This window comes from Pseudomonas sp. R2-60-08W, from assembly GCF_003852335.1.
GTDB lineage: Bacteria > Pseudomonadota > Gammaproteobacteria > Pseudomonadales > Pseudomonadaceae > Aquipseudomonas.
Genome location: NZ_CP027731.1, coordinates 2,240,787 through 2,252,923 on the forward strand (window position 1 = coordinate 2,240,787; position 12,137 = coordinate 2,252,923).

10 protein-coding genes are annotated in these 12,137 nt (G+C 50.7%); 9 read left to right on the forward strand and 1 reads right to left on the reverse strand.

Going from position 1 to position 12,137, the window contains the following annotated elements:
* Window positions 1-19: 19 nt before the first annotated feature.
* The 8 genes from C4J90_RS10365 to C4J90_RS26875 all read left to right on the forward strand — a co-directional run bounded on the left by C4J90_RS10365 (window position 20) and on the right by C4J90_RS26875 (window position 10,309).
* Window positions 20-2,617 carry a fimbria/pilus outer membrane usher protein gene (locus tag C4J90_RS10365; protein WP_124403774.1) on the forward strand — a complete coding sequence of 866 codons (2,598 nt, stop codon included), beginning with the start codon at window positions 20-22 and terminating at the stop codon, window positions 2,615-2,617.
* A 496-nt stretch (window positions 2,618-3,113) separates the two neighbouring features.
* Entirely contained in the window at window positions 3,114-3,590 is a 477-nt protein-coding gene (locus C4J90_RS10370) for a fimbrial protein (protein WP_124403775.1), read from the forward strand.
* A gap of 98 nt (window positions 3,591-3,688) precedes the next feature.
* Entirely contained in the window at window positions 3,689-4,639 is a 951-nt protein-coding gene (locus C4J90_RS10375) for a fimbrial protein (protein WP_164485248.1), read from the forward strand.
* A 245-nt stretch (window positions 4,640-4,884) separates the two neighbouring features.
* Window positions 4,885-5,469, forward strand: coding sequence for a fimbrial protein (locus C4J90_RS10380; protein WP_124403777.1), 585 nt, complete (start codon window positions 4,885-4,887; stop codon window positions 5,467-5,469).
* Window positions 5,470-5,525: 56 nt separating this feature from the next.
* Window positions 5,526-6,281 (forward strand): molecular chaperone, encoded by a 756-nt coding sequence (locus tag C4J90_RS10385; protein WP_124403778.1) that lies wholly within the window; start codon window positions 5,526-5,528, stop codon window positions 6,279-6,281.
* Window positions 6,282-6,335: 54 nt separating this feature from the next.
* Entirely contained in the window at window positions 6,336-8,906 is a 2,571-nt protein-coding gene (locus C4J90_RS10390) for a fimbria/pilus outer membrane usher protein (RefSeq protein ID WP_124414354.1), read from the forward strand.
* A gap of 284 nt (window positions 8,907-9,190) precedes the next feature.
* On the forward strand, window positions 9,191-10,096 hold the full coding sequence (locus C4J90_RS10395) for a cation diffusion facilitator family transporter (RefSeq protein ID WP_124403780.1): 906 nt from the start codon (window positions 9,191-9,193) through the stop codon (window positions 10,094-10,096).
* A 63-nt stretch (window positions 10,097-10,159) separates the two neighbouring features.
* Window positions 10,160-10,309 (forward strand): hypothetical protein, encoded by a 150-nt coding sequence (locus tag C4J90_RS26875; protein ID WP_164485249.1) that lies wholly within the window; start codon window positions 10,160-10,162, stop codon window positions 10,307-10,309.
* A 744-nt stretch (window positions 10,310-11,053) separates the two neighbouring features.
* On the opposite strand, the gene C4J90_RS10400 is transcribed toward C4J90_RS26875, so the two are convergent.
* On the reverse strand, window positions 11,054-11,707 hold the full coding sequence (locus tag C4J90_RS10400) for a beta/gamma crystallin domain-containing protein (RefSeq protein ID WP_124403781.1): 654 nt from the start codon (window positions 11,705-11,707) through the stop codon (window positions 11,054-11,056).
* 49 nt (window positions 11,708-11,756) lie between these two features.
* Between C4J90_RS10400 and C4J90_RS10405 the strand changes: the two genes are divergently transcribed.
* On the forward strand, window positions 11,757-12,050 hold the full coding sequence (locus tag C4J90_RS10405; RefSeq protein ID WP_124403782.1) for a hypothetical protein: 294 nt from the start codon (window positions 11,757-11,759) through the stop codon (window positions 12,048-12,050).
* Window positions 12,051-12,137: the final 87 nt, after the last annotated feature.

The following is a 12,137-nucleotide window of genomic DNA, read 5'->3' on the forward strand; positions in this document are numbered from 1 at the left end:
CGCGTGCTCAGGTAATCCCATGTTTTTGACGACTCATGCACCGCATTATGCCGGCCGTTTTTTTGCTGCCCGGCATTGGCTATTTGTTACGACGCTCGGCGCGGTTCTGCCCGACAACCTCGCACAAGCCGAGGAAAGCAATGCTGCTCTCGCGTTGTTTAATCCGGCCTTTCTACAAGGCCAGGAAAGAAGTCTGGATATGTCGCGCTTCGAACGCGGGAACGGGGCCATGCCAGGCTCATATCGCCTCGATGTCTACGTCAACCAGCAGTGGATGGGACGCCAGGACATTCGGGTGCGTGACGGCGGCGATGGGAAACCGTCGCGAATTTGCTTTACTCCCGCGCAGGTCTCCAGCCTGGGCATTGACCTCAAGCGCCTGCCTGAAAGCCACGCCCTTGAAAGCGATGACTGCGCGGATATCGGCCTCTGGGTCCCTGATGCCCATATCGACATGGACCTGGGGGCATTGCGCCTGGACTTGAGCATTGCCCAGACTTACCTGAACCGCGCAGCACGAGGCTACGTTGATCCAGGTGACTGGGACCGGGGCGTGACTGCTGCGTTCGTTGACTACAACAGCAATGCCTTTCATAACGATTCACGCGGCTCCAACAGCACAGAGTTCTACACGGGTATCAATAGCGGTTTGAACCTGGGGGACTGGCGTCTGCGCCACAACGCAAGCTACAACCGCAGCAGTAGTGTTGGCGAATCCCGGAGTAAGTACAGCGCGCTGAGCACCTATGCACAGCGCGACCTGACCACGCTCAAATCACAAATTACCCTGGGGGATTACTACACGCCATCCGAGCTGTTCGACAGCGTATCTTTCACCGGTGTGCAAGTGGCGTCCGATGATCGCATGCTGCCTGATTCCCAGCGTGGATTTGCGCCCTCCATCCGAGGCATGGCGCAAAGCAACTCTCGAGTGACCGTGCGTCAAGCTGGCAACATACTTTACGAAACCAGCGTGGCGCCCGGCCCGTTTGTCATCGACGACCTCTACAGTACTGGCTATTCCGGTGACCTAGATGTCACGGTGACCGAGGCTGACGGCCGTATCCACAGCTTCATTGTGCCCTTTGCTTCGGTGGCACAATTGCTGCGCCCAGGGACCTCGCGCTACAGCGTCTCTGCCGGTCAATACCGTGATGACCGCTTGCGCAAAGTGCCAACATTCGTCCAGGCAACCTATCAGCGTGGCATTTCCAACCAGGCGACGGCCTACACTGGCAGCGTCGTCGCCGACCAGTATCTGGCGGTACAGGGCGGTATGGCGTTGAGTACTTCGGTGGGAGCGTTCGCGTTCGATGTCACACAGTCCAACGCTTCTGGTCTGCAGTCAAGCGATGAGGGTACTGACCCACTCGATAGCACCGCTAGCGGAAGGAGTTATCGACTGAGCTACAGCAAGCTCGTCGATAGCACCAAGACTAACTTCGTCGTGGCAGCTTACCGTTTCTCCAGCGAGGGCTACCTGTCCTTTAGCGATTATGCCCGAGCGCAAGACCTGACTGGTCCGGCACCTAACCGCCAGCGCAGTCGGCTTCAAGTGAACATCAACCAGCCATTGCCTGGCGATGCCGGCAGCCTGTACCTGAGCGGGTCGTCGCAGAATCACTGGAATAACGCCAAGAGCCGCGATACCAGCTTCCAGGCCGGGTATTCCAATAGCTATAGCTGGGGAAACCTGAGTCTTTCAGCCAGCCGTACCCAGGGTAGCAATAACAAGGACGATACCCAGTACATGCTGACGCTCTCGATGCCACTTGGCAGAGATCGCCATACCTCATACCTCACCAGCTCCACGACTTATTCGGGTAAAGGTGATGTGGGGACTCAGGTTGGGCTGTCTGGCTCTGTGGGGGAGCAGAGCGAACTTAGTTATGGGGTGTATGGCTCGCATGATCGTGCCTTCGGAGCCAGCAATAGCTCTACGGGGGCCAATGCCCAATACCGTATGGCCAAGACCAATCTATCGGGAAGTATTGGACAGGGGGAAGAGTACAAGCAAGTCGGTATCGGCCTTTCCGGCAGCATCGTGGCCCATCCTGGCGGCGTGACCTTCAGTCAGTCCAAAGGTGAAACGCGTGTCATTGTGGAGGCCAGGGGGGCACAAGGCGCGAGTCTGCTCAACAGCAATGGAGGCGCAATCAGCAGCAGCGGGTATGGAGTGGTGAGCGGCCTGATACCTTATCGTCATAATGAAGTTGTCATCGACCCGAAAGGTATGGCGGCGGACGTTGAGCTGGAAATGAGTTCGCAGAATATCGCACCGCGTCATGGCGCAATCGTGATGCTGAAATATCCAACCACTCAGGGGGCGCCGGTTCTGCTTAACCTGCGTGACGAGGCGGGTAATGCGTTGCCGACGGGGGCCGAAGTACTGGACGCTGAGGGCAATAGCCTGACCTTGGTTGGGCAAATGAGCCGAGCATTCATTCGTGCAGCGGAGCCGAAAGGTGAGCTGATAGTGCGTTGGGGAGACACGCTCGACGGTCAATGTCGCGTTTTGTACACCCTGTCAGCTGCAGCACGCAAAGATAAAGTGGATTTCGAAAAAGTCGACGCGTTGTGCACTAAACAATCAAGCACTTCCGTGGCGCTTAGGTAATGGCTACCGTTGAACTATAAGGTTAAATATGAGTCGCTGTCTGCTTGTTTTCTATTTCGTCAATTTCCAAGGCCGATGTCGGCATCCCGCTCACAGCGCAATTTTTGCACGGGATAAGGCGATTGGTTCTACCACTAACTGGAAAGAAAACACAAACTCTCAGCGCGTAGGGATGCTATGCCAGTACATGGGCGGGCGTAATGTCGGCATAGTGAATGGCACGCTTGTATCTGGATACTCAGATGCCTATCAGCCCAGTAATCCCGGTATAGGTATCCGTTTCAGAGCAACTACTTGGTATTCAGCTTCACAGCAAAGAGCGCTTCCATTTGATATTCCTGGGAATGGGCCCTCCGACTGCTAACCTTGCGTCACCATAATAAAAAATATGAGGGCTTCTGCACAGCTCGTCGTGGTGGGGCAGGTCTGTGCAGGCATTATTATGTCATTTCCAACCGCCCGCATCAGCTATTATGATTCTTAAGAGAGGGGGCCAATGAACGTGAAAATCAGCACGTTTCCAAGTATTATAGAAGCATCGTCCTGTAACGTAGATGGCGACATTATTGCCACAATGCCCAGGATTGAAATAAATCGACTCCCAAGCGTCGGAGCGGTCGCTGAAAGGACGCCTTTCACTATTGGAATGAATTGCGATTCTTCGATTGCTGTTCATATGGTCATCACTGATGCACTTAATCCGGGTAACATTGGGAATGTGCTGACGCTCAGTTCCGACTCGGAGGCAATGGGTGTGGGGTATCAGATTCTACGCGACAACAGCCCGATCAATTTCGGTCATGCCTCGTCTATTGCGGGCGCTTTAAATCAATTCAAGATTGTAAGTTCTACAGGTGGCACCGGGGGCCGGTTCCTGATTCCGTTTGATATCCAATATCAACGAACGGCGTCTTCGAGGCCGAAAACAGGCACGGCCAATGCCGTTGCGGTGTTTACCATGTCTTATCAGTAGTATTCAAATCGCACAATTAAGCGTCAGTACTGTGCGGTGAAAAGGAATGAATTGACTGAAGTTTCGCTCTAGCGAGGCAAAACCTAAAAGGTTGAATGATGAATCTTTATATACTCCCGCTGGTATTTTTGGGGGCTTTCTCGTCTCTATCAATTGCCGCTGTAAATATTCCCCTCGATAGCGCTGTTTTCGCGCGCGATAGGGAAGTCGGCTCGACCACCAACTGGAAAGCCAGTACTGGTTCTCAGGGCGTATGGGCGAAGTGTTCATACGAGGTGCGCAGCATAGGAACGGTTAATGGCCCTCTTGTTCCAGGCTTTTCGGATGTTTATCAGACTAATAATCCTGGCATTGGCGTGCGTTTTCGGGCGACGTCGTGGGATGCAGTTTCAGTACAGCGTACTCTTCCGTTCGATGTTTCTGGTGTTGGAGCTAGCTGTAAACCCAATCAGGATGTATTAAAACACATGAAAGCGACTGCGCAACTCGTGATAGTCGGCCCCGTCAGCTCTGGAACGATAACTGCATTTCCGTCCGCCAATGTGACCTATATTGATAAGGTTAAGAGAGGCGTAATGGATATCAAGATTAGCACTGCTCCAACCATAAAGGCGTCGACCTGTGATGTTGATGGCAATATTGATGTCAAGATGCCAAACATTGGGCTAAATCGCCTTCTGGAAGTTGGATCGGTTGCCGGCAGAACGCCTTTTAATATTGGAATGAATTGCGATCCTTCGATTTCTGTTCATATGGTTATGACCGACGCACAGAACCCGGGAAACACTAGCAATGTGCTGTCGCTCAGTCCCGGCTCGGATGCAACGGGTGTAGGGTATCAAATTTTACGCGACAACAGCCCAATCAATTTAGGTCCTGCCTCGTCTATCGCGGGCGCTTTAAATCAATTCAAGGTTTTAAGTTCCACAGGCAGCGCCGGAGGTAGGTATCTCATTCCGTTTTATATTCAATATCAACGCACAGCGTCTTCCAAACCGGGATCCGGTACGGCCAATGCAAATGCAGTGTTCACGATGTCTTATCAGTAGCCTCCAGAGTGGTTAGTCCAGACCTCCTAGTCTATTGCGAAACCCCAGGTAAAAAATTAGCCAATTTCTAATCAATCGAGGCCGGCCTGAAATTTCCCAAGGTGCATGGGAAATTTCCAGGGTGATCGCAGGGCTTTCCAATAGGCTCGCACTCGTTCGCGTGTAAAAATTTACATGCTGGCCGGCTGGATGCGGATAACGCTATTTGGTTGATATCAGTCTTATTGGATGCGAGGATCGAAGCTATGAAATTTCTTTGGGGTGTATCTGCGTTAACTTGCGTTCTACTTGGTGGGGTGGGTGTGGCGCATGCAGCAAGTAGTGGAAAAATTGAATTCTCTGGCGAGCTGATTGCGGCAAGCTGTACGGTCGCACCGGGTGCTGGTTCGTCAGGTAGCAATGGCAATATTAACGTAGATCTTGGGAAGGTTTCACTCAGTGATGTTGGTGATCCCGGTGTGGGCGTCACTGCAGCTACTCATATCAACTTGGACATTGATTGTTCATCGGGTGTGGGTGGCTTGAGTACAGTAAAAGTAAAGTTTGACCCGCTTTCTGGCTCTGGAATTGATAGTGCTGACGGTCGCCTGCTTAAACTGCAAAGTAGTGAAAAGGCGGCAAAAGGTGTCGCCATTGCAATTCTCAATGACAACAATCAAGTTCTAAACCTGAGTGCCAACGAAACGATCGATGCAGCGCTGAAGGTTGACGAGGGGAAAGCTACCGCTAACCTGAGCATGCGCGCTGCTTATGCGCTTAATGGGGCATCAGATGATGTTAAAGCTGGTGTTGGGAATGCGACCCTGCCTTTTACCCTGACTTACGAATAAAAAATTGCGATGGGGAGGATGATCTCCCCATTTGTAGCTTCGTGGAGGCGAATCAGGTGTTTAATAAGGCGCTATTTAGTTTTTCATTATTTCTATTAACCTTCTTTGTCAATCATTCGCAGGCAGCCATCTCATTGGGTGCCACTCGAGTGATTTTCGACGCTAAGCATCAAGAAGCTTCGTTGTCTGTGCTAAATCAAGGTGGTGAGGATGTACTGGTCCAGTCTTGGCTAGAGTCTGACTCAGCAGATTTTAACATTTCATCCTTTGCGGTCACTCCACCGTTATCCCGCCTATCGAAAGAGGGTCGTCAACAACTAAGGATACTTTACAGTGGAGAGGGAGTTCCATTGGATCGAGAGTCAATTGCTTGGCTGAACGTACAGGAAATCCCACAAAAAGTTAATGGGGAAAGTGTTCTGCAGCTTGCGGTACGCCAGCGGATTAAAGTGTTTTTTCGACCGCCTGGGTTGCCGGGTAGTGCGGTAGAGGCACCGACTCAGCTTAAATGGACGTTAAATAAACGTTCTCAGACTGCCGTACTGAAGGTTGAGAACCCAAGTCGATTTCATGTGTCGTTGACTGGATTGAGTTTGAGAGGCGCTGGTTACAATGATTTTCTAATGGGGGAGGGGCGTATGGTCGCCCCTAGTGAGAATGTAGAAATACCAGTCAATCCAATGGCTTCGGCTGCCAGTCTCAAATTGAATTTCAACGTCATTAATGATTACGGCGGACAGAACTCATATACGGCTGATCTATATATAGATAAAGTCAGTTCCGCTACGCCGAATACATTGGCTGACAAATAATTTTTATTCGCCAAGTTCTGTTGTACTGTCGAAAGGTTTGTTCTTGTGTTTTTTATGAAAAAAATCAGTGCTGAAAATCGCTCGGGTCTGTCCGCGCGCGTGCAGGAAAGCACGGCGGCACCTCACGACTTGGCGGATAAAGGTTTTAGACTTCGTAAGCTCGCTCTTGCAGTTGCCTTAGCGTTACCGGGGGCGGCCTATGCTAATTCCACGGGGAGCGAAGCAAATATTCCAGAGTTCGACCTTGCCTTTATTCAGGGCGGAGGCGAACAGCTTGACCTAGCCGAGTTTCTCAGGCAGGACAATGTTGCGCCTGGAACCTATCGTGTTGATATTTATGTGAACCGAGCTCTGACTGGGCGCAGAGATATTCGTTTTGATATCATTGATAAGTCAGGTAGGACTAAACCCTGTTTGACTCTGGAAGTGCTCGAAAAACTTGGCGTGGATGTGGAAAAGCTTAAGCGTAATGGTGTGATTGACACGGGCCTGCCGGACCGCTGTTATGACGCGAGTGAGTTAATCGACAAAGCCAGCGTTGAATACGATGCTGCTCGACTTCAACTGCATATTGGCATACCTCAAGCGGCTATGCTGCGAAGTGCCAGGGGCTATGTTGATCCTGCCCTTTGGGACTATGGTGTCAATGCTGGCTTCGTAAACTATCAATTCAGTGGACGTCGCAGTGAAAACTCAGGTAGCACGAGTGACTATTACAGTTTGGGATTGCGTAATGGCTTAAATATCGGTCAGTGGCGTCTGCGTAACGAGTCATCTTTGTCGGATGGCAGTGGAAATAAACGGCGCTTTACCAGCAACCGTATTTTTGCCGAGCGCGACATCACGTCGTTGAAAAGCCAATTGACACTGGGGGAAACTTACACCAGCTCTCAAACATTTGACAGTGTGCGTTTTCTCGGCATCCAACTGAGTTCAGACGAAGCCATGCTTCCCGATAGCCAACGGGGCTATGCGCCCGTTATCCACGGGACTGCGCAAACCAACGCGACCGTTGAAGTGAGCCAGAATGGTTACTTGCTATATAGCACTACGGTTTCCCCCGGGCCATTCGAAATTAGTGATATCTATCCCAGCGGATCAAATGGAGATCTTGAAATCACCGTGATCGAGGCGGATGGGAGTCGCAGTAGTTTCACCCAGGTTTACGCATCTCTACCACAGATGGTACGACGCGGAATGCTGCGCTATAACGCTGCCGCTGGCGAGTATGCGAGTAACAATCCTGATGACGCAGCGCCTTCACTGGCGACCTTAGGGTTTGCCTACGGCCTGACCAACGCCACAACCCTTGTGGGGGGCGTGCAGTGGGCTGAGGACTACAGGGCAACGAATGTTGGCGTCACACAGAACACGCCTCTTGGCGCCTTCGCGATAGATGTCACCCAATCAAATAGTGAAACCCGACAGCAGCGAAACCGAGGGCAAAGCCTCAGGTTGAACTATGCGAAAACACTCGCCGCTACCAATACGACTTTTACCCTAGCTACTTACCGTTATTCGACTGAAGACTATCGGACATTGGGCGACCATGTCACCGACCTGCGATTCATGGACGGTAACCACAGAGGGCGTGCGAAAAACCGTTTTGATATAACGATAAATCAGAGTTTGGGCTCGAGGGGAGGATCGTTTTATCTGAATGGCACTGAACAGCGTTACTGGAATTTACCCGGCAGTTCTCAGCAACTTCGCGTCGGCTATAGCAATAACTGGGGCTCGATCAATTATAATATTGACACCTCCTTTAGCCGTAACGATGCCTCTAATTATAAAAATGATAAAAAGCAGGTTGCTCTGTCGATCTCTATGCCTTTGGGAAGTTCACAGCGATCGTCGCGTGTCAGCTCCAATCTGAATTATGACAATCAAGGGCGTCATTCAACACAGATGGGGCTTAATGGCAATCTTCCGGGGCAAGATGATGCTTATTACAACCTCCAGGCAGGGCATGACAGCAGCGGGGGGGGCTCAGGGTCCGCAAGCCTGAGTGCGGTCACCTCAGTGGCTCGGGTGAATGCTGGTTACAGTCAAGGTCGTGATTATCAGACTTTTAGTGCTGGCGCTTCCGGTTCGGTAGTAGCGCATGCCGGAGGAATTAATCTAGGTCAACCCGTGGGCGACACATTTACCCTTGCAGAGGTGTCTGGGGTATCTAATGCAAAATTTTCCAGCCACGCCGGGGTTATCACCGGAAGGAACGGCTACGCGGTAGTACCCAGCGCTCAGATATATCGGACCAACTGGCTTACTCTGGATGCCCGTGACCTCGGGGCGGATACTGAGCTGCTGACCACCGCCCAACAACTGGTTCCCCGTCGCGGTTCCATAACACTAGCTAGCTTCGCGGCGGAAAGTGGGCGCCGAGTACAATTTGAGTTTCGAAGCGTAGACGGTAGCCCTATACCCTTTGGGGCTAGTGTTCAGGATGAAAATGGCAAAGTGCTAGGCGTTCTAGATCCAAAAGGTATGGCGCTTGCCTTAGTTGACCAGGAAGAATCGACTCTGATTGTAAAATGGAAAAGCGATAGTTGCCAGGCACATTATATTCTAGCACCACGAAAGCTCGATACAAGATTTGATAAAGTTCAGTTAGCATGCAAATGAGGGGAGTAAATTTAGGCGTTATTGCCAGTCTCTATTTTTGTTGAAGGTGTTAATCAGTCATCTCGACAGATATTAAATGTTTAGGGGGTTAATATGGGAAGCGAAATTATCGGTTGCTTAATTTGTGGTGCTATTATTTTGATCGGAGTGCTTATGCACTTCGCAAAGTGGAAGGTATAAGGCACGCCGCTTTATCAGCTCATCTGTCAGGTCGCAGCTAGTTATCAGACTATTGAGCGGTAATCGCAGTCAGCAGTTAATTGGTATTTTACAGAGAGAGTTACTTGAATAACCGAAGTGAGCAGTCGTTGCTCCAACAATCTACCGTCATGATGTTAGCAGTAGCGATCGCTGGGATTGCTACTGGTTTCGTTACGGGCGCTCAATCCGTCCTGTTCGATGGTTTTTTCTCGTTGATTGCAACCTTTATCAAAGTATTAATGCTGATTACAGCCAAACTGATCGCCAAGGAAAGTAATCACCGGTTCCAGTTTGGCTTCTGGCATTTGGAACCCATGGTGTTACTGATCGAAGGCAGCTTTCTGTTTTTGATCGCAATCTATGCATTTCTTAACGGAGTGTCTGGATTCATCAACGGCGGTCGTGAGATTGAATTAGGGATGCTGATCATCTATGCGGCAGTGTTTACAGTCGTCGAGTTCGCCTATTTTTTCTACATCCGTTATCGAAACCGTGAGCTTAAATCAACGCTGATTCAGTTCGATAACATTAGCTGGTTGGTAGATGCGATGTTATCGGTAGGACTGCTTGTCAGCTTTCTCACTGCGTTGTTGCTCACGTCACGGGGCTATGGTCATTTGGCCGTATATGCCGATCCGCTGATTTTGATCTTGCTGGCACTGAGTATATTGCCTCCCGCTTTCAATATACTGCGTCCGGCCTTGCGTGATGTGTTGGGCATGGCGCCAGACCAATTGGACAACAAAGTGCGACAGGTGATGGACGCGATTAAAATCGAGTACGGCTTCGAGCATTACGTTTCTTATGTACAGAAGCATGGGCGAGCGCGATTTATCGAGATCCATATTGTGCTCTCGACTGATTATCACGTGGAAGCGGTCGGGAACCTGGATACGTTACGTGACGAAATCTCGGCGAGATTGGGCCACGCAGATTCGGCACGGTGGCTGACGATTTGTTTTACGGGGGACCGGAAGTGGATTGTTTGATCTCTACGTGGTCGTCACTGAAGTGGGCAAGTTGCAAGGTGGACGTAATCAGCGGGAATGCGAGTGAGTTTGAGCGATAGTGCGTTTACCTTCTACGATGTTGCTGGTGACCGGGTCCGCACGGGCAAGCTGTGGTCGGTGCTGTCCGACAAGTTCGATCTGGAGCGGCGGTTATGGATCATACCGGCGGAGGTGATGAACAACTCCAGTTAGTGGTACGAAAACCAGGTAACTCCCTTTCTGAAGATCTGCGAGGTGCAGGTCATCAGGTGGGGCGTTCCATGGCTCTGAGCTTGATGAAGAAGGTCGGGATCGCCAGCCGCCAACGCAGGCCCCACAAGTCTTCAGACGTCGAGTCTTTGGTGGCTGAGCAGAGCTGGAGCGTGAGGTTTACGTAGCTAATACCGTTCGCGGACGTCACCTATATCCAGCTCGGTAAGCGCTGGATCCGCGCTCGGTAGTTTTGGATCCGTTTGCGGCCGAATGGCGGGATGGGCGTATTCATTGGGCGCCGATGCGGCACTGGCAAATGAGGCGGAGGGCTGTTGAATTGATAGGGCGGCCTGAGGGCGTGCCGTTTCATTCTCACCAAGGCTGTCAGTACAATAGTCAAATAATTCAGGGCTGAACTGCAAGCACATAAGCTGAAGCAGCGCATGTGTCGAAAAGGGCAGTGTTGGGATAACGCATGATTGAGCTTTTTTGGCAGTTTGAAGTCCGAATGGGTACCCTAGAGAGGTTATAGCCCGGAGTATAAGGCCCCGGTAGACATCAACCTATATGTGGTGCACTGCAACAGCGCAAGGCGCTACGGTTACAAGAGCTATCGCTCGCCGATGGTGGCGGAAGAGCTAGCGGTGTGAGAACCGAAAAAACTATCTGCAATTACTGGATCAGTCCAATGCGACAAACCCCTTAATCCGCTGCTCTCTTGCGGGGGATTAAGGGGATTAAGGTTTAACGGACAAATGCGACGCCGTTACTGCTCTCCTTGATATTCTCGATGATAAGTTCGAAGCGATAGTCCTTTCGTTTGACCAGCTTCCAGCCTGCCGGGAAAGTTTCAGGATAAGTGATGAAATTTAGAGAATCTGTCGGCGCATCATACATAAAATAGGCTGCGCCAATTTCCATCGGAACCTTGTTTTTATCAAACAGGATGACAGACGTGACATACATTCTTCCATCATTGGGGATAAGCCCGACAATCTGGAAATCATCATTTACAAGAATATTTACCGGATTATCGATGGTATATGTCTGGACGAAAACATAATCTAGCGCTGTGTTTTCTGAACTGTTCGTTAGTTTAATCGACAGAAGTTGCGTATTTTTCGGTGCCACAACAAATTTGGAAAGTCCCTGAATTTCAGTGATGTCCGATGTGGACTCTGTCCATACTTTATAAATTTGATCAGCTTGTGAGTCCCGAAAGTGTCGCCATCCATGAACCAGACTTTGTTTGCCAATTTTAACAGAGAGAAAAGTATCATTCAGTTCCGATGGAAGCTCATAAACTACTTCCCTTTCTTTATACTCATGCGGCGTACCACTGAAATTTTTTTGTTGATAAAATGTGGCGCCGATTGAGCTATTTTTTTGATCCTTCATATAACGCTCCTTTTTGAGTAAATCTTCCAGATATTAACCTAGCAGGGAATTGGATAAAGCGCAAGAAAAGGCACTGGAAGAAGAGTGCTTTACCCAGGAAGTGGAAAACGGTTGCCATATCGAAGTCAGGGCCCGGGAGCGCGAAGACGCCGATATCGAAGTGTTGGTCAGCGTCTATACCGCGACGGGGCAATGCGTGGTCGAACGCACAAGGCAACTGCCCGGCGCCGAATGGACCGTGCACGACGGGCTCAAACGCGGCATCGATCAGGCGGAACGGATTGCCGGCGGGGAATCGGGACGCTTGCCCTGCGCTGACGCGCATTTGCACGACGACGATTGACGGAGGCGCTGCGCTGGTCTCCCAGCGGAAAACGGAACTTTGGCGGCGCGGGCATTTCCCATTGTAGATAGCCCTGCGTCAGCCGGC